At 71.6% G+C, this 18419-nt stretch carries 16 protein-coding genes; 7 read left to right on the top strand and 9 right to left on the bottom strand.

Annotated elements, in window-relative coordinates; translation table 11 throughout:
- Window positions 1-9: 9 nt before the first annotated feature.
- The 4 genes from J2S59_RS05840 to J2S59_RS05825 all read right to left on the bottom strand — a co-directional run bounded on the left by J2S59_RS05840 (window position 10) and on the right by J2S59_RS05825 (window position 5979).
- Entirely contained in the window at window positions 10-1086 is a 1077-nt protein-coding gene (locus J2S59_RS05840; protein WP_068123984.1) for an LLM class flavin-dependent oxidoreductase, read from the bottom strand.
- Between the two features lie 28 nt (window positions 1087-1114).
- The gene (locus J2S59_RS05835; protein ID WP_246360571.1) at window positions 1115-3388 is read right to left on the bottom strand and encodes a glycoside hydrolase family 3 C-terminal domain-containing protein; all 2274 of its coding nucleotides are present in this window, start codon (window positions 3386-3388) and stop codon (window positions 1115-1117) included.
- A complete protein-coding gene (locus J2S59_RS05830) occupies window positions 3385-4881 on the bottom strand; it encodes an ABC transporter substrate-binding protein (RefSeq protein WP_068123986.1) in 1497 nt (498 codons plus the stop codon). The genes J2S59_RS05835 and J2S59_RS05830 overlap by 4 nt, the downstream gene beginning before the upstream one ends.
- A gap of 99 nt (window positions 4882-4980) precedes the next feature.
- Window positions 4981-5979: a D-cysteine desulfhydrase family protein gene (locus J2S59_RS05825; RefSeq protein WP_181642497.1), complete on the bottom strand. Its 999-nt coding sequence runs from the start codon at window positions 5977-5979 to the stop codon at window positions 4981-4983.
- Window positions 5980-6107: 128 nt separating this feature from the next.
- Here J2S59_RS05825 and J2S59_RS05820 point away from each other — a divergent pair, with 128 nt between their 5' ends.
- The 3 genes from J2S59_RS05820 (at window position 6108) to J2S59_RS05810 (ending at window position 10045) form a co-directional block, all read left to right on the top strand.
- Complete coding sequence (locus tag J2S59_RS05820) at window positions 6108-7130, top strand: MsnO8 family LLM class oxidoreductase (protein WP_068123987.1); 1023 nt, start codon at window positions 6108-6110, stop codon at window positions 7128-7130.
- Between the two features lie 938 nt (window positions 7131-8068).
- Entirely contained in the window at window positions 8069-9580 is a 1512-nt protein-coding gene (locus J2S59_RS05815; RefSeq protein WP_306824912.1) for an HNH endonuclease signature motif containing protein, read from the top strand.
- Window positions 9581-9736: 156 nt separating this feature from the next.
- The gene (locus tag J2S59_RS05810) at window positions 9737-10045 is read left to right on the top strand and encodes a hypothetical protein (RefSeq protein ID WP_068122275.1); all 309 of its coding nucleotides are present in this window, start codon (window positions 9737-9739) and stop codon (window positions 10043-10045) included.
- Window positions 10046-10078: 33 nt separating this feature from the next.
- On the opposite strand, the gene J2S59_RS05805 is transcribed toward J2S59_RS05810, so the two are convergent.
- Window positions 10079-11509 (bottom strand): M1 family metallopeptidase, encoded by a 1431-nt coding sequence (locus J2S59_RS05805; RefSeq protein ID WP_306824911.1) that lies wholly within the window; start codon window positions 11507-11509, stop codon window positions 10079-10081.
- Between the two features lie 24 nt (window positions 11510-11533).
- Window positions 11534-13048 (bottom strand): SulP family inorganic anion transporter, encoded by a 1515-nt coding sequence (locus J2S59_RS05800; protein WP_068118775.1) that lies wholly within the window; start codon window positions 13046-13048, stop codon window positions 11534-11536.
- Window positions 13049-13116: 68 nt separating this feature from the next.
- On the opposite strand from J2S59_RS05800, the gene J2S59_RS05795 reads away from it, so the two are divergent.
- Both J2S59_RS05795 and J2S59_RS05790 read left to right on the top strand, forming a co-directional pair.
- A complete protein-coding gene (locus J2S59_RS05795) occupies window positions 13117-14331 on the top strand; it encodes an MFS transporter (RefSeq protein WP_068118772.1) in 1215 nt (404 codons plus the stop codon).
- The gene (locus tag J2S59_RS05790) at window positions 14328-14522 is read left to right on the top strand and encodes a hypothetical protein (protein WP_068118769.1); all 195 of its coding nucleotides are present in this window, start codon (window positions 14328-14330) and stop codon (window positions 14520-14522) included. The genes J2S59_RS05795 and J2S59_RS05790 overlap by 4 nt, the downstream gene beginning before the upstream one ends.
- Window positions 14523-14552: 30 nt before the next feature.
- Here J2S59_RS05790 and J2S59_RS05785 read toward each other — a convergent pair whose 3' ends face one another.
- Together J2S59_RS05785 and J2S59_RS05780 are read right to left on the bottom strand one after the other, a co-directional pair.
- The gene (locus J2S59_RS05785; RefSeq protein ID WP_068118766.1) at window positions 14553-14768 is read right to left on the bottom strand and encodes an amphi-Trp domain-containing protein; all 216 of its coding nucleotides are present in this window, start codon (window positions 14766-14768) and stop codon (window positions 14553-14555) included.
- A 26-nt stretch (window positions 14769-14794) separates the two neighbouring features.
- On the bottom strand, window positions 14795-16882 hold the full coding sequence (locus tag J2S59_RS05780; protein WP_068118763.1) for a hypothetical protein: 2088 nt from the start codon (window positions 16880-16882) through the stop codon (window positions 14795-14797).
- A gap of 63 nt (window positions 16883-16945) precedes the next feature.
- On the opposite strand from J2S59_RS05780, the gene J2S59_RS05775 reads away from it, so the two are divergent.
- Both J2S59_RS05775 and J2S59_RS05770 read left to right on the top strand, forming a co-directional pair.
- Window positions 16946-17245: a hypothetical protein gene (locus tag J2S59_RS05775; RefSeq protein ID WP_068118778.1), complete on the top strand. Its 300-nt coding sequence runs from the start codon at window positions 16946-16948 to the stop codon at window positions 17243-17245.
- Between the two features lie 31 nt (window positions 17246-17276).
- Window positions 17277-17735 (top strand): hypothetical protein, encoded by a 459-nt coding sequence (locus J2S59_RS05770; protein ID WP_181641675.1) that lies wholly within the window; start codon window positions 17277-17279, stop codon window positions 17733-17735.
- An 8-nt stretch (window positions 17736-17743) separates the two neighbouring features.
- Here the strand turns inward: J2S59_RS05770 and J2S59_RS05765 are convergent, their stop codons facing one another.
- Window positions 17744-17995, bottom strand: coding sequence for a hypothetical protein (locus tag J2S59_RS05765; protein ID WP_068118757.1), 252 nt, complete (start codon window positions 17993-17995; stop codon window positions 17744-17746).
- Window positions 17996-18419 lie beyond the last annotated feature (424 nt).

Genomic DNA, 18419 nt, shown 5'->3' with positions numbered 1-18419 from the left:
GACAACCGGTTAATCGTCGGCGAGCAGCGCGCGCACGCGCGGGACGACCTCGGTGCCGTAGAGCTCGATGCCCCGCATCAGGTCGGCGTGCGGCTGCGGTCCGTTGGCGTACTTGAGGTCGAAGCGCGAGAGCCCCAGGGCGCGCACGGTCGCCGCGATCTTCGCCGCGACGGTGTCGGGCGAGCCGACGAAGAGCGCGCCGTGGTCGGCCTCGGCCTCGAACTGGTCGCGGGTCACCGGGCCCCACCCGCGCTCGCCGCCGATGCGGTCCCGGTTGGCCTTGAAGTGGGGATAGAGCAGCTCGCGCGCCTCGGCATCGGTGGCCGCGACGTAGCCCGGGGCGTGGACGCCGACGGGCAGCTCCGGCGTACCGAACTCGGCGAGCGCACGCCGGTAGAGGTCCGCGAACGGGACGAACCGCTCGGGGGAGCCGCCGATGATCGCCAGCTGCAGCGGGAGGCCGTAGCGCGCGGCGCGCACCACCGACTCCGGCGAGCCGCCGACGCCGACCCAGATCGGGATGGGTCCGTGCTCGGGGCGCGGGTGGGTCTGCGCGTGCTGCAGGGGCGGGCGGATGGTGCCCTGCCACGAGACCGGTCCGTCGGCCTGGAGCGCGACGAGCAGGTCGAGCTTCTCGGCGAAGAGCACCTCGTAGTCGGCGAGGTCGAGGCCATAGAGCGGGAACGACTCGGTGAAGGACCCGCGACCGACGGTGACCTCGGCGCGGCCGGGCGCGAGCGCGTCGAGGGTGGCGAACCGCTCCTGGACCCGCACGGGGTCATCGGAGCTGAGCACGGTGACGCCGGTGCCGAGCCGGATGCGCTCGGTCTGGGCGGCGATGGCCGCGAGCAGGACGTCGGGCTGGGACACGGCGTAGTCGTCGCGGTGGTGCTCGCCGATGTTGAAGACGTCGACGCCGACGCGGTCGGCCAGCACCCCCTGCGCGACGACGTCGCGGATGACCTGGGCGGGGTGGACCGGGCGACCGTCGCCGTCGACGGTGACGTCGCCGAAGGTGTCCAGCCCGAGCTCGACCTCGCTGGGACGCTCGACCGGGCGGGGTCCGGACGGGGTGGCGGTGCTCATGGCCCTCCTCAGATAGTTGAAGCCAAAACTACCTGGTGGACTCCAACCGTGCGAGGGCGGCGGCCTCGGTGGCCGGGTCGGGGACGGCGCCGGCCATGGTGAGCACCTGCCGCAACGGCATGGAGGCGACCATCGCGAGCAGGGACTCGTCGAGCTCGGGCATCGCGACGTCGTCACCGATCGCTGAGGAGAACAGACCGAGCATCACGTCCATCGCACCCGGGCGCTCGAGCCACTCGCCCATCGGTGAGTCGAGCGTCAGCGGGCCCAGGACGCGGGGCACGTCGAGCTCGAGCTCGACGCTCATCGGCAGGGCACGCGACGAGGACCCGACCTCGACCCGGAACGCGCCGGGCTCGACCGCCCACTGTCCGGCCGTGGCGTCCCAGAAGGCGAAGGCACGCTCGTCGAGTGCGATCTCGACCCGCTCCGACTCCCCGGGCGCGAGCCGGACCTTGGCGAAGCCGACCAGCTCGCGCACCGGACGGTCGACCGAGGCGGCCAGGTCGGACAGGTAGACCTGGACGACCTCGGACCCCTCGCGCTCGCCGGTGTTGGTCACCGTCACCGAGACGGTCGCGGCCGCCACGGTCGGGTCGGGCACGGCGACCGTGAGGTCGGCGTACGCCCAGGTCGTGTAGCCCAGGCCGTGACCGAAGGGGTGCGCGACCGCGCGTTCGACCCGGTCGTACCACCGGTAGCCGACATAGACGCGCTCGCCGTAGTGCACGTGCGTGGCCGTGCCCGGGAAGTTGACGTACGCCGGGGTGTCGGTCAGCGCGAGTGGGACGGTCTCCGCCAGCCGCCCACCGGGCTCACGGACTCCGAACAGCACGTCGGCGATCGCCCCACCCACTGCCTGCCCGCCGAGCCACGTCTCGAGCACGGCGTTGGCGTGCTGCTCGACCGGTGCGGTGAGCACCGCACCCCCATTGCCGAGGACGACGACCACGCGCGGGTTGACCGCAGCCACCGCCGCGAGCAGCGCGAGCTGGTCGGCCGGCAGGTCGAGGTGTGTGCGATCGAAGCCCTCGGACTCCTCGGCCGCGGGCAGGCCGAGGAAGAGGACGACCGTGTCGGACGCCTCGGCGAGCGCGACGGCGGCGCCGACGTCCGAGCCGTCGTCGTGGCACACCTGCGTCCCGCCCCCGCGGGCGGCGAGAAGCGTTTCGATCTCGACGACGGGGTCGTCGACACGTGGCGGGTTGATGTGGGAGCTACCGGCGCCCTGGTAGCGCGGCGTGCGGGCGAACGGGCCGATGAGCGCGAGTCTCTGGGCGGCACTCGGGTCGAGCGGGAGGATCCCGTCGTTGGTCAGAAGCACCGCGGAGTCGGCAGCGGCGCGGCGGGCGAGCGCGTGGTGGGCGTCGAAATCAACCGTCACCTCACCAGCGGCGGCGCGGGCCGCGGCCGCCCGCTGCACCAGCGCCACGACCGCGGCCGCGGCGCGGTCCAGCTCGGTCTCGGCGAGCGTGCCGTCGGCCAGTGCCGCGAGCAGCCGCTCGGCGCTGGCGCCGGCGGTGCCGGGCATCTCGAGGTCAAGGCCCGCGGCGGCGGAAGCCGCCGGGTCCGTGACCGCGCCCCAGTCGGAGACGACCGCGCCGCTGAAGCCCCACTCCTCGCGCAGCACCGCGGTGAGCAGCCACGGGTGGTGAGCGGTCGGCGTGCCGTTGAGCGCGTTGTAGGCGCACATCACCGTGGCGACGCCAGCCTCGACGACCGTCTCGAAGGCGGGCAGGTAGATCTCGCGCAGGGTGCGTTCGTCGACCTCCGCGCTGACCCGCATCCGGTTGGTCTCCTGGTTGTTGGCCGCGAAGTGCTTCACGCAGGCGGCCACGCCGTTGTCCTGCAGGCCGCGCACCCAGGCTGCGCCCAGCGCGCCGGACAGCCGCGGGTCCTCGGAGAAGTACTCGAAGTTCCGGCCGCACAACGGGTGCCGCTTGATGTTGACGCCGGGGCCGAGCAGGACGTCGACCCCCAGCGCGCGCGCCTCGACTGCCAGGGCCGCACCGATCTCGCTCAACAGGGCCGGATCCCACGACGAACCGGTCGCGGCAGCGGTCGGGAACGCGGTGGCAGGGAGCGCGTCGTTGATGCCGAGGTGGTCGGCGTCGCCGGCCTGGCGACGTACGCCATGAGGGCCGTCGGTGAGCACCACCGGTGCGATGCCGGCGTGCTCGACCCCCACGGTCTCCCAGAACGACGCCCCGCTGAGCAGCGCGACCTTCTCGTCGGTCGTCAGCGTCGCGACGACCTCGGCGGCCGCGGCCAGGTCCTCGGGGCGCGGGACGACCCGGCTCAACCGCTCATCCCGGTGTCGACCAGTCGTCCGCACTCGAAGGACCCCTTGGAGACCTGCTGCCACTTGCCGCTCTTGAACTGGATGATCTTCGCGCACGCGGTCGTGGTCTTGGTGCCGACGGCTTGTTTCACGTGCAACCCGTTGCCGTCCCACTCCTTGACCCGGCCCAGCGCCTTGACCAGCTCGGCGCGGCTGAGATTCCCGCCGAGCTTGGTGGCCTCCTCGACGAAGAGCCGCGCCGCCGACCACGCGTAGAGGCCGTAGCCGGTGGGGATCGCGCCGGGCGAGACCTGGTTGAGCCACTGGCGGTAGAGGTTCATCTCCGGCAGCTTGAGGTTGTCGTACATCTCCCACGACAGGTAGGCGTAGGTGCCCTCGGCGACGTCGCCGGCCTGCTGGACGTAGCGCTCGTCGTAGACGGTGCCGTCCTGGAGGAAGACGTCGGGCTTGAAGCTCTGCTGCTTCATCGCCTGCTGGAGCTTGACGGTGTTCTGGTAGTTGCCGATGTAGACGACGAGACGGATGCCTTGGCTCTTCATCTTCTGCACGTAGGGCGCGTAGTTGAACTCCGCGACGTCGATGCCCTGGATGTAGGGCACCTTCCACCCGGCCTTGATGAAGGCGGCGCGCTGGCTCTCGGCGTTGCCCTTGGCGGCACCGGCGTTGATGTAGAGCACCGCCGCCTTCTGGGTCGCGGCCTTGTGGGTCCGCAGGAAGTAGTTGGGCATCGCCGTGCCGACGAGGTTCGGGGAGACCGGCTGTGCGGAGAAGCAGGTCTTGCAGTTGCCGCGCTCGGTGGTGACGCTGGTCGAGCGGATGTCGGGCAGCCCGCACTTCTCGGCCACCGCGGCGCCGCCGGCGTCGAAGGCCGACATCGAGCCGACGACCGCGAACGTCTCCTGGCACGCGCGCGTGTAGGCCTGCTGATCGGCACCGGCATCGGCCCGACTGTCGAGCTGGAGGATCTCGAGCTTGCGGCCGCAGAGCTTGTTGGTGGCGTTGAAGTACGCCGCGTAGGCCCGCGCGCCCTCGCGCGCGGACTGGAAGATGCCCGGCACCGGTCCGGAGACGTCGGCGGCGTTGCCCAGGAGGATGCGCTCGTCGTTGATGCCGGTCTGGTTCTTGAACCCCTCGCAGCTGGCCGCCTTCAGGCCGCCGGTCGCGGAGTTCTCGCCCTTGCCGCCGGGTGCCGCGGGTGCGTCCGACCCGGAGCCGCCGGAGCCGCTCGAACCGGTGTCATTCACCGGTGCGGTGCCGGGTGCTGCGCCGGAGCCGCCGTCCGCGACCGGGACGTCGCCCGGAGCGCCATCACCCGAGGCTGCGTCCGGCGCGGTCCCGGGGATGCCGGGCAGCCCGCCGGCCTCGATCGACGTACCCCCTTGCGTGCCGGCGGTGGTGCGCCCGATCACGTCACCTGGAGCCAGCTGCGACCCACACGCGGCAAGCGTCGTGGTGGCCACGACGACCACCGCGACCAGCCGTGCCCTGCGCACTTTCGTGCTCCGCCGCGCTTCCCGGAACGAGAACATGTTCCACTCAACGAGGTCGGCGGGGAAAGGGCACGCCCGCGGGCGCGCACGCTGGCGGCGTGGTCAGCCGAGCGCGGGGTGTCCGAAGAGGCCGGGGAGGCCGCCGGTGTGCATGAGCACCGTCTTGGCGCCGGGGCGGATCAGGCCCGAGCGGACGCCCGCGACCAGGCCGGCGGCGGCCCGGCCGACGTACGTGACGTCGAGGAGCACGCCCTCAGTCCGCGCGACCAGCTCGACCGCCTCCCGCACGGTCGGGACGAGCGCCCCGTAACCCTCACCGACGTGGTCGTGGTCCAGGCGCAGCGAGGCGGGCTCGAGTCCACGGCCCATCTCGGCGAGCAGGCCGGCGACCGTCGCGCGGGGGTCCGCGACGGCGCCGGTGTCCACGCCCAGCACCTTGGTCGGGCCGAGCTGGCGCACCAGCCCGGCCATCGTGCCGCCCGAGCCGACGGCGACCACGACGTGGGAGAGGTCGGGCAGTTGCTCCTCGAGCTCGCGTGCGGCCGCGACGTACCCCTCCGCGGTCGTGGGGCTGGTGCCGCCGTACGGGACGAGGTACGGCGTGCGCCCGCTCTGCCGCAACTCGGCGACGACCTCGTCGGCACGCGCCGACAGCCCCGCGCCGAGGTCGGAGCCCTCGAGCTCGCCGGCCCACACGACGTGGGCGCCGAGGAGCTCGTCGAGGAGGAGGTTGCCGCGGCGATCCGCGGGTTCGTCGCCCGCCAGGACCAGGACCGCATTCAGACCGGCGCGAGCGGCAACGGCAGCGGTGAGTCGGGCGTGGTTGCTCTGCGCGGCGCCGGTGGTCACGAGGATGTCGGCGCCCACCTTGCGGGCTTCTGCCAGCGACACCTCCAGCTTGCGCAGCTTGTTGCCGCCGCCGCCGAGGCCCGCGAGGTCGTCACGCTTGAGCCAGACCTGGTCCGGGGAGAGGCCGAGCGCCTGGGACAGGCGAGGTGCCGGCTCGAGCGGGGTGGGGGTCAGCACGAGTGGTCGGCCGGCCTCGACCTGCGGCGGCTGGTCGCGCGGGGGGTCGACGTACGACGGGTCGGCGGTCGCCATGGCGCCTCCTGGGGTCGGGGGCCCGGCGACGCTCCGCGCCGGGACACGGACACCGACCTCGGTACCCGGCGATCGCGAAGCCATGCCGGGGCACCGTCCGGTCTCGCGTGGTCGTTAGCCTGCCAGGCATGAGGCTGTCGATCGTCGACCTGGGGACCGTCGCACCGGGTACGACGGAGACCGACGCCCTCGCCGACGCGCTGGAGACAGCTCGGCACGCCGAGCGCCTCGGCTTCCACCGGATCTGGTTCGCCGAGCACCACCTCAGCCGCTCCGGGGCCTCGCACCATCCCGAGCTGCTGATCGCGGCGGCCGCGATGGTGACCGAGCGCATCCGCCTCGGCTCCGGAGCGGTGCTCATGAACCACTACAGCCCGTTCAAGGTCGCAGAGATGTTCCAGCAGCTGGAGGCCCTCGCGCCCAGGCGCATCGACCTCGGCATGGGTCGCGCCACCGCGGGCCCGGTCCTCGACCTTGCGCTGCAGCAGAACCGCGAGCACCCCGCCCGCGCCGACCACGGCCAACAGGTGCTGGAGACGCTCGCCTGGTTGCACGATGGCTTCCCCGACGACCACCCCTTCGCCGGGCACCCGCTCATGCCGAGCGTGCCCGGGGTCCCGCAGACCTGGCTGCTCGGGTCGAGCCCCAGCGGCTCGCACCTCGCCGGCGGCCTCGGCATCGGCATCGGCTACACGTTCGCCGGCTTCATCAACCCGCAGGGCGCGGCACCCGCGCTCCGCAACTACCGCGAGGTGTTCCGGCCGCGCTTCGCGCTCGAGTCGCCGCGCGCGATCCTCGCGGTGAACGTGACGGTCGGCGAGACCGAGCCGGACGCACAACGGCTGGTCTGCTCGCCCAAGGGCTTCTACTCGCGCCTCATGCGCGCCGGCCGTGGCGCCGGTTCGGTCATGGTCCCGGCACCCGACGAGGTCGCCGACGAGCTCAGCGCGAACGAGCGCGAGGAGCCGACCACGATCGTCGACGGCCGTTGGCCGCGGTTCGTCGCCGGCACCCCGGCCCAGGTGCGCGCGACGTTGGAGCAGATGGTCGAGGAGTCCGGTGCGGACGAGGTGATGGTGCAGGACCTGATCGCCGACCCCGTCGACCGCCGGCGATCCCACGAGCTGCTGGCCGAGGCCTTCGCACTCTGAGCGACTGCGGGTCCTGTGCGTAGTCGAGCCGGTGTTGGTCGAGTGCCGGACGAGGCGCCAGCCGAGCGCGGGGCTCGTGTTGGTGGTCGAGTGCCGGGCGAGGCGCTAGCCGAGCGCGGGCTGGTGTTGGTGGTCGAGTGCCGGACGAGGCGCCAGCCGAGACCGGCGTATCGAGACCACAACCGGGACTTTCCCTGTCAACCACCCGTCTCGATACACCCCTCACTTCGTTCGGGGCACTCGACGAACCTTCACGGTGCGCGCCGCCACGGGGATGGTCGAGTGCCGGACGAGGCGCCAGCCGAGACCGGCGTATCGAGACCACAACCGAGATCTTCGCTGTCAACCACCCGTCTCGATACACCCCTCACTCCGTTCGGGGCACTCGACGAACCAGGACGGCCGAGGAGGGTGCGTGCCGCGATGTCGGTGGTCGAGTGCCGGACGAGGCGCCAGCCGAGACCGGCGTATCGAGACCACAACCGAGACTTTCCCTGTCAACCACCCGTCTCGATACACCCCTCACTCCGTTCGGGGCACTCGACGAACCAGGACGGCCGAGGAGGGTGCGTGCCGCGATGTCGGTGGTCGAGTGCCGGACGAGGCGCCAGCCGAGACCGGCGTATCGAGACCACAACCGGGACTTTCCCTGTCAACCACCCGTCTCGATACACCCCTCACTTCGTTCGGGGCACTCGACGAACCAGGACGGCCGAGGAGGGTGCGTGCCGCGATGTCGGTGGTCGAGTGCCGGACGAGGCGCTAGCCGAGACCGGTGTATCGAGACCACGACCGCATCGCTGCGGGACTTTCGCTGTCAACTGCGGCCGTCTCGTGGTCTCGATACACCGCTCACTTCGTTCGCGGCACTCGACCAACCCGGTGACCGGTGTATCGAGGCCAGGGTGACTGTCGGCGCCGCCTGTTTCACTAAGACCATGCTCGATCGAGGCGACCTGGAGAACTTCGGCAAGGCCGAAGCCTGGGAAACGCTGCGCTCGAACCGCGCCACGCGCGACCGCCTCGACGTCGACGACCTGCTCATCGCCGACCACCTCGCGGGCCTGTACGAAGCCGGCACGTTGGCGAAGGCCACGAAAGCGTTTCGTCACGACCCCGAGCGCATGGTCGCCCTGGCGGGCGAGGGCGCACCGATCCTGAGTGAGTACGCCGCCGGTGAGCTCTCCGGCCACCTCCGGATCCCGTTGCAGTCCGCGCGCCAGTTGCTGGGGGACGCGATCGAGATCGCCCACCGCCTCCCGCGCCTGTGGCAGCAGATGGTCGAGGGGAAGACCGAAGCCTGGCGCGTCCGGGCCGTGGCCAAGGAAACCCGCAAGCTGTCCTTCGAGGCCGCGTCGTGGGTGGATGCGCAGCTGACGCATCGGTTGCAGAAGCGCAAGCCCAACAACGCCGCCCCCGAACTGGTCGACGAGGCGATCCGCCGGTTCGACACCGAGCTCTTCGCGAAGCGCGAAGAACGTCGCCAGGACGGCCGCGGAGTCTGGCTCGACCCCGACACGTGCCAAGGCCTGTTGCGTGGGGTGCACATGAACCTCGACGCCCCCGACGCCGAGCTGCTCGATCGGACCCTCGACACCATCGCCGCAGGGTTGAAGGCCGCCGGCGACACCGACGACCACCAAGCCCGTCGCGCCAAGGCCGTCGGGACGCTGCTCGACCCGCAACTGGCGATGGACTTCCTCAACGGCACCCTGCCCGACACCAGTTCGGGCGGGACCACGAAGACGAAGTCGCCAGGCACAACGACCCGAGTCGCGAACATCTACATCCACTGCTCACTGGCAGACCTCGCGATCATGACCAGCGCCGGCGTCGACCACGGTGCGAGCATCGAGAAGCTCGGACCCATCACGCTGGCCCGGATGGGCGAGTGGTTGACCCGTCCGGGTGGTGTCGGATCCGGACGCATCGTCCTGCGTCCGGTGATCGACACCAACACCGACCAAGCCGTGGATCAGCACGATCCACCGGCGTGGATGCGCGAGGCGATGATCCTGCGCGACGAGGTCTGCGTGTTCCCCGGCTGCACCACCACCGCCCGAGCCTGCGATGCCGACCACATCGAGCCCTACGTCCCGCTCGAGGACGGCGGCCCACCCGGCCAGACGTCACTGGCGAACCTGGCTCCGCTCTGCCGTTCGCATCACCGGCTCAAGACCCACATGGGGTGGACCTACCAACGCCGCCGCGACGGGACCTATGCGTGGCGTGACCGGTGGGGTCGACCCGTCCGAGACGATCACGACCTCGTCCAATCAGATGCTCGTGATCTCGACCCTTCGACAAGCTCAGGACATCGCTCCGCTCGATCGACAAGAGAGCCGTCTCGATCGAGCGATCCCGCGACGCACTCGATCGTCGAGCTCTACCTCCACGACTTCCTCATCGAGTACGTCGCCGGCCCCGGCGGCACCGACCCGCCCACCTAACGACCCCGCCCCGACGCCCGCGCGGTCTCGACAAGCTCGATCAACGATGAGCAGCTCGACCAACGATGACCCGCGCGGGCGCACCGGCATGCCCGGAACCGGTGTGGACACCGGAACTCCCTAGACGACGGCCGAGAACCCGGTCACCATGTCGACATGGACCCGATCTACCGCGACGACGACGAAGCGCCGACCGCCGGCTGGACGGCCGTGCCCGGCCAGCGCTCGGCCGACGGCGCGGCCCCGGCGTTCACGCTGGAGGTCGACGGGCAGGTCTTCGCGCTGCGCCCTGACGCCCGCGGCGGGATGGGGTACGACTGGCTCACGGGCCCGAACGCGGGGTATGGCTTCGGGTTGTCCCCGGCGGCGGGGCTGACCACCGAGCAGCACGTCGGCCACATCCGGGACTTCCTGGCCGAGGTCGACCCGGCGACCGGCTACCTCGCCGACGCTGACGGCGACTGAGCCGCCCCGGGCTCAGCCTCCACGCCCGCACCCTCATCCCAGCCCGTTGGCCTCGGTCCAGGCCGGCCGGCTCGGTGACCGCAACCAGGCGGTGAAGAAGTCATCGAGGTCGGTCCCGGCGACGTCCTCGGCCAGGGCGACGAAGTCCGCCGTCGAGGCGCTGCCGCCGCCCCGCTCGGCCGCCCAGGAGCGCACGAGCCCCCAGAACTTCTCCTCGCCGATGCGGTTGCGCAGCGCCTGCAGTGTCATCGCACCCCGGACATAGACGGCCGCGTGGAACATCCGTCCCGGACCCGGGTCACCGATCCGCACGCGCCACGCAGCCCGGTCGGGCCCGACCCGGCGCCAGGTCCGTCGCAGCCAGGCATCGGCGGACGCACCAGCGCGGGTCTCGGCCCACCGCAGCTCCATGAAGGTCGCGAACCCCTCGTTGAGCCAGATGTCGGACCAGTCGGCCACGGTGACGTGGTTGCCGAACCACTGATGCGCGATCTCGTGCACCAGGAGCGACGTCGGGATCCCCCCGGCGCCGTACGTCGGACGCGTCTGGTTCTCCAGCGCGAAGCCGGTCTCCAGCGCGCTCGCGACACCGCCGGTGGCGGCGTACGGGTAGGGACCGACCTGCTTCTCGACCCATCGCGTGATGGCGGCGCTGCGACTCAGCTGGCGCACCGCCCGCCGTTGGGCGCGTGCCGGCAGCCGCCGCGACACCGCCACCACCTGGTGCAGCCCGCGGACTCGGCTGGTGCGCACGTCGAAGCGACCGACGGCGAAGAAGGCGAGGTACGGCGCCATCGGCTCGGCCGCTCGCCAGCGCCAGACGGTCGTGTGGCGACGCACGCGCTTGCCGATCAGCCGTCCGTTGGAGATCGCCTGCTGTCCGCGGGGTACGACGACGGTGACGTCCATCCGGGCACGGTCGCGCGGGTGGTCGTTGGCGGGGAACCACCAGGCGGCGATCTGCGGCTGGCCCATCGCCACTGCCTCGTGCCGGTCGGCCTGCCAGGGCCGCTCGCCGCGCCACCCGAGGCGACCAGGGCGCCCGGCGTACCGCACCACGACGCGGAAGGTCTCACCCGCCGCGATCGGCCGCTGCGGGACGACCCGCAGCTCGCGGCCGGTGGGCTTGCCGAAGCTCGCGGGCCGGCCGTCGACCGTGACGCTGCGCGGACGCAGCCGGAGGTCCAGGTGGAACCGCGCGAGCCGCTGCTCGGCGCGGGCCGTGACCACTGCGCGGCCGGCGAGCTCCTTGCGGGCCGTGCGGTAGTGGATCCGCACCCGGTAGCGCTGGACGTCGTACCCGCGGTTGCCGTCGGCGGGGAAGTAGGAGTCGCCGCCGTGACCGGGTCCGGACACCCGTGCCCGGGCCTCGGCGACAGCGGTGGTCGAGGGCGTCGCCCCGGCCAGCAGACCGAAGGCAGTCATCGCCACGACCGGGAGGAGGATCTTCCGAGAGAGGTGCACAGGCCCAGTGTTACCGGACCGGGCCTACGGCAGCTCCCCCGTCAGCCGCCCGTGCCGCTCGGCACTCGAGGGGTTGAGACCCGTGATCTCCACCGTGGTGCCCCGCCGGGCGTACTTCGTCGTGATGGCATCCAGCGAAGCGACCGTCGAGGCGTCCCAGATGTGAGAGTCGGAGAGGTCGATGACCACCTGGGCGGGGTCCTCGGCGTACGCGAACTGCGTGTAGAGGTCGTTGCTGGAGGCGAAGAACAGCGCGCCGGTCACCCGGTAGACCGCCACCGGGTTGCCGTCGCGATCGACGGTGACCTCGCGGTGCGTCTCGGTGAGGTGGGCGACCCGGCGGGCGAACAGCGTCATCGCCACCACCACGCCGACCCCCACTCCGATGGCGAGGTTCTCCGTCACCACGGTGACGACGACGGTGGACGCCATCACGATCGTCTCCGACTTCGGCATCCGCCGCAGGGTCGCGGGAGCCACGCTGTGCCAGTCGAAGGTCGCGACGGACACCATGATCATCACCGCGACCAACGCCGCCATGGGGATCAGCGCGACGACGTCACCGAAGCCCACGACGAGAATCAGCAGGAACAGGCCGGCCAGGAAGGTCGAGATCCGGGTGCGAGCCCCGGAGACCTTCACGTTGATCATCGTCTGACCGATCATCGCGCAGCCACCCATGCCGCCGAAGAATCCGGTGATGACGTTGGCGGCGCCCTGGCCCCACGCCTCACGGGACTTGTCGGAGTGGGTGTCGGTGATGTCGTCGACGAGCTTGGCCGTGAGCAGCGACTCGAGCAGGCCGACGAGCGCCATGGACACGGCGTACGGCGCGATGATCTGCAGGGTCTCGAGGGTCCACGGCACGTCGGGGACGAACAACGACGGCAGGCTGTCGGGCAGCTCGCCCTCGTCACCCACGTCGGGCACGCTGAACCCGCCGACGAGTGTGAACGCGGTGAGCAGGACGATCGCCACCAGCGGCGCCGGGACCACGGTGGTCAGTCGCGGCCACATCACGATGATCGCCAGACCGACGGCCACCATCGGGTAGACGAGTGCGGGTACGTCGACCAGGTGCGGGATCTGTGCGAGGAAGATGAGGATCGCCAGCGCGTTGACGAAGCCGACCATCACCGAGCGGGGGATGAACCGCATCAGCTTCGCCACCCCGGCCAGGCCGAGGACGATCTGGATCAAGCCACCCAGAAGCACCGTGGCGATCAGGTAGTCCATCCCGTGCTCGCGCACGACCGGTGCGATGACGAGCGCGATCGCGCCGGTGGCCGCCGAGATCATCGCCGGACGGCCGCCGAGGAAGGCGATCGAGACCGCCATCGTGAACGACGCGAACAGGCCGACGCGCGGGTCCACCCCGGCGATGATCGAGAACGAGATCGCCTCGGGGATCAGGGCCAGCGCAACGACCAGGCCGGCCAGCACCTCGGTGCGCAGCAGGCGGGGTGAGCGGAGTGCCTCACGGACCGTCGGCGTCCGCGGCTCGGCCGGAGGGGCGGAGGAAGGCGCGGGGGTGCTCACGGAGTCAAGACGGTACGCGATCGTGCACTTCGCCCGTGTCACACGGTCGCGCCTGGGACGATCTGCGCATGGTGCCCTCCCGCCTGTCCTGGTCGCTATTCACCGCGAGCCTGGTGCTCAACGTGCAGTACGCCGCCCTCGCGACCGTCGTCGTACCCGCGCTCCTCGCCCGCGCCGACGAGGCCTCGAAGGAGACCGCGCTGGCGGTGGTGATGACGCTGTCGTCGTTGGTGACGCTCGTGGTGCACCCGCTGGTCGGTGCCTGGTCGGACCGGTCGCGATCGCGGTGGGGCCGGCGTACGCCGTGGATCGCGCTCGGGGCGGTGGCGTCGGCGATCGCGATCGCCGGGCTCGGGCAGGCCGCAACCGTCGTCGCGGTCGGGCTGGGCTGGCTGCTCGTGCAGCCGCTGCTCAACGTCGTCGAAGCGCCGCTCGACGCGGTGCTGGCCGACCGCGTGCCGGAGTCCGGGCGGCCCCGGGTGTCGGCGTACTACGGTGCCGGTGCGGCGCTGGGGCTCGCGGTCGGCGCGATGGTCGCCGGGGTGCTGATCAACCGGATCTCCCTGCTCACTACGGTCCTGGCCGGCGTGCTCGTCGTGACGATGATCGGGTTCGTCGTCGTCAACCGCGACCGCACCGAGGCGCCCGCGCGGGCGTCGCTGTCATGGCGGCACGCCTGGGGGGACCGGGACTTCCGGCTGGTCTTCGTCGCGCGCCTCGCGCTGGTGCTGGGCAACCAGCTGGTCCTGGGCTACCTGCTCTACGTCGTGATGGACCGCACCGGTCGCGACGTCGACGACGCCGGCAGCCTCGTGACAGTCCTCGTCGGGGTGCACATCCTGTCCATCGTGGTCGGCGCCGCCATCGCTGCCCGGGTCGTGCGGGGTCGGCGGGTGCCGGCGGTCATCGCTGCGACCGTCGTCGTCGCGTGCGGCCTCGCCCTCCCGATCGTCGTGCCGGGCGTGGCCGGGATCGCGGCGTACGCCGTGGTGTCGGGGGTCGGGCGCGGGGTCTACCTGACGGCCGACCTGGCCTTGATGCTCGACGTGCTGCCCTCGAGCGCCGACCACGGCCGCGACCTGGGCGTGCTCGGCCTGGCAACGATCCTGCCGCAATCGGTCGCGCCGGCCGTGGCAGGCGCGCTGCTCGCGGCGACGGGCAACACCTACACGGCGCTGTTCGTGGTCGCCTTGGTGCTCGTGCTCGCGTCGATCCCCGTCATCAGCCGGGTGCAGGTCGGTCCCGCGACACCGCGGGAGGGAGCGGCCATGATGGACCGATGACCGACCTCGTCGACGCGTTGACCCGGTGGGAGTCCTCCGGTGGGCACTGGCGGGTGCTCACCGACGCCGACACGACGATCACCGTCGGCCTCTACACCTGCGACGGTGGCGAGGAGATGGAGCGGGTCACGGGCGAGCCGGACCCCGCCGTACGGGCGTTCCTCGCTGGGCGCACGCGCAGCGACGGGTGAGCCCGGCTCGGGCGGATCACCCGGTGGTCGTCACCAGGACAGCTCGATCTCCAGCTCGTTCTCCTCGCCGATCTCGACCTCGACCGAGAGCTCGACCTCGTCGGGCACGTCGACGGTGATGCGGTGGCCGTTGCGCTCGAACTCGACGGAGTTGTGGCGCGCGAGCGCGTCGGCCAGGGCGTGCAGCCGCTTGGCCGCCTCCTCGCGCGAGACGCGCTGGGTCTGGTCGAGCTCGAACAGCTCCATGGGTGCTCCCTGGGATCAGTGGGGGATCAGTGGGTCGGGAGGTCGAACCTAGCCGCCCGGTCCACGAGCAGCGACGGGACGCCGGTGGCGAGGTCGCCGAACTGCGCGAGCTCGGCCGATGGGAGAAGCATCAGCGGGCTGCGCATGCCGTGGGTCTCGACCAGCGCCGCGGCGGTCGACACGGCTTCGTCGGCTTCGTGGTCCCGCCCGGTGCGCCGCATGACCACAGCCGTCAACGTCGCGCAGACGAGCTCCTCGCCCGGGGTCTTGGATCGAACCGTGCCCAGCGTCGCGGCAGCGAGGGTGTCGTCGCCGGTCCAGAGTGCGACCCGGGCAGCTTGGAGGACCATTCGTGCCGCACGGCCCCCGGACACGCACCGGCGCGCGCCGGTGTGGTCGCCGGTGGCGAGCAGCAGGAGGCTCTCGGTGACGTTGAGACGCGACCGGACGGACTCCGGCGTGCTCCACCGTCCGGAACGCTGACGGCGCAGCACCTGGAAGCGCTCGAGGGCGGCCTCGGGCGGCCCGGCGTACAGGTCAACGAGTGCCTGCAGGTGGGCGAGCAACGGCCAGTGCTCAATCGTGTCGATGATCGGCCAGATGGACACGATCTTCTCGGCCGCGTCGGCGAAGTCGCAGCGCTCGATCGCCAGATGCGCCTGGGCGACGCGCAGCAGGCTGCCGGGGTACTCGTCGAGCTCGTGGTCCGGCCAGGTGTGCTCGGTCGCCTGGGCGACGCGTCCGGTCGCGGTGGTGATGTCACCGCGGAGGGCGGCACTGGTCGCACGTGCACCGAGCACGGCCAGGTGTTGCGAGCTACGCCGCGTCACCGCGGCCGCGCGCTCGAGCAACCGGTCCGCGTCGGGGTACACGTCGCCGTACAACAGACTGATGGCGGTGTGCAGCAGCAGGTCGGCCTCGAGCTCGCTGAGCGTCGCGCGCTCGCGGGGCGAGAGGTCGCCGAGCAGGGCGGCGGCCTTCTGCGCGGTTGCGACCCCACCGTCGGCCAGTCCGCTGACGCGCAGCGCGACGCTCTCGACCACGCGAAACAGCGCGCGCTCCGCCGAGCCCGGCGGCTTCAGTCGGGCGCCGGCGACGGACAGACCGAGCAGCTCGACGGCCCGCAGTCGGTGCTCGCGGCGGGCGTTGAGCACGATCGCCAACGCGAAGGCGGCGACCGGGTGACGCCCGAGGCGGACGGCCGAGACCGGCATCAGGAGTGAGGCGATCATGCGGCCGTGGTTGCGGAGCAACGGGATCCCGCCCTGGCGGATCGCGGCGTCGACGAGCGCGAGCCGGTCCGCGCGGGCGGCCTCGACGAACGCCGCCAGGCTGGCGCCGCGGGTGAGGAAGTGCTCGGCGGCGTGGAGGCGCAACTGCCGGTCCTGGTCGGGGTCCGCGCTCCTGGCGGCGCGGGTCGCCTCGCGCACCGGGGGCACGAACGTGAAGACCTGCCGGTCACGGTCCGCCCAGTAGCCCAGACCCGCGCGCTCGGCGTCGGCGAGGACCTCCGGCGACGCCCCGAGGTGGGCGACCAGGTCGGGGGTGAGGTGGTCGGTCACGACGAGCCCATGGTGCTCGGGAGGCAGTGCCCGCTGCGTGCCGACGGCGGCGAGGACGGCTGGCAGCTCCTGCGCGCTGACCTTGCCGGCTCCGGCAACAATCACGATGCTCGCGGGATGGCCCGCGGTGAGAGCCACGGCGGCAGTCCGATCGAACGGGGAGTCGACGGCGTCGAGCAACGCGAGGGTCTCGTGCACCGTCATCGGGGGGAGGTCGAGCGCCTCGAGGGTCCAGCCGTCCGGGACGGTCGCGACGGTGTGGGCGGCGATCCGCACGCAGAGGTCAGGGTCGTCCTGCAGGCGCGCGTCGAGTTCCTCCCAGAGGCTGGCTGGTTGGTGCTCGGCGTCGTCGACGATCACGGTCGTGGCGTCGCCCGGGACCGTCCCGTCCGTGACCCACGCCGTATCCGGCCGGTCCGCAGCCCATGCCGCGAGCAGACTCGTGCGCCCACTCCCCTGCGGCCCCACGAGGACAAGCACGCGGACGTCGTCCGACAGCCGGGCGAGCAGCCCGGGCCGGTCGACCCACGGTCGTGGAGGGCGTGGCGACATGAGCGTCAGGGTATGCACTCACGGCGCCACGGCGCGCCGTTCCGCGGAAGGTGGTCGATCACGATGGCTGATGGTCCTGAGCGGACCCCCGACGGCAGGTACGTCGTGATCGACGGCCGGCGGTGGCGCGCCACCGACCCGGCCATCCCGGAGGACCGCCGCGCCGAGCTCACCCGCATCCTCATGGCCTGGCGGCGCGACGTACGCCGGACCAAGGGAACCGACGACGAGGCCCGCTCGCGCGCTGGCGTCCAGGCGGCCAAGGTCGCGCTCGGTGAGCGGGGTACGCCGTGGTGGGAGCAGAGCGACGAGGAGCGGCAGGCGCGGTGGAGTGCGCAGGTGCCGAAGCCGGAGGAGTCGTGACGGTCCAGCGGCCCGCCGCTACGGTGCGATGGTGACGAGCAGGGTGCGTGACGGACGACGGGTGGCGATGCTGCTCGCCGTCCCCGGCCTGCTGGTCGTGGCACTTCTGGTCCCGACGTTCGTGATCGCGGGCCTGTGGGATCCGGCTTTCTTCGTCGGCGGGATCGTCGCCGTGGGTGCCGTGGCGATCCCGGTGGCCGTCGTCGGCGTACGGCGCAGGGCATCGGCTCCGCACGCCCGCAGGGGCGATGCTTGGAGCGAGCCCGACCCGCGTCCGTTCGGCGCTCTCGGCCTGGGGTTGGCGATCCTCAGCGCACTCCTGGCGCCGACGTACTTCTTCAGCGCGTACGCGTACCTGGCCGCAGCGCTGGCCATCACGCTCGGCCTCATGGCCCGGGGCATCCCGCGAATCCGCGCGATCGGCACCGCCGCCGTGATCCTTGCGGTCGTGGCGACCGTCGTGGCCACAGTGGCCCTCGTCGTGTTCTAGCTCCGAGCTCAGCGTGCCGGCTCGTCGGCGCAGGCCTCGAAGCCGTCCATCGCGTAGAACCGGCCGAACTTCTCGATGCGCAGAGCGGCGACCGCCGTGCCGTCCTCGCGGAGAACCCACGCAGTGTGCTCATCGGCCGACAGGGCGTAATCGGTGCCCCACCCGAACGCTTGCGCCATGCCGCTGGACAGCGTTCTCTCCACGGCTTGTGCCGGCGTGGTCGCCTCGTGCGGCTCCTCGGACCTGAACGGGGGCGACATGACGTTCCGCTGGTTCGACGTGCATGTGAGGTCCCGCGGAATCGTTGAGACCCCGAATGTCGAGGATTCCGGTGCCGGGGCCGCCGTGGGGTCAGCGGCTTCAGCACACCCGCCGATCAGTTGTTGGGCGACATGTACCTGACAGTGGTCACGTCAACTGATGTCAGTGCTGACACGTTTATGTTGTTCCTCCACAGGCATCGGCCGGTGCTGCCATGACTGAGGTACCGGCGAACCTGGGGATTCAGGCCGCGGCCGACTGCTACGCCGGTGTTGCGCATTCGGGAGGTCAGTGAACAGCAGCCCTGTTTCAAGTTCGGCGTCGGGGGCCCGCCGACCGGTTCGGTCTCACACACCTTGCCGGTGCGATTAGCGCAGGCGTCGCATGATTGCCCAGCCGGTCTCGACGCTCGCGGCTACGGCG

The organism is Nocardioides massiliensis (genome assembly GCF_030811215.1).
Classification (GTDB): Bacteria; Actinomycetota; Actinomycetes; order Propionibacteriales; family Nocardioidaceae; genus Nocardioides_A; species Nocardioides_A massiliensis.
This window is presented reverse-complemented; position numbering and strand designations above follow the sequence as displayed.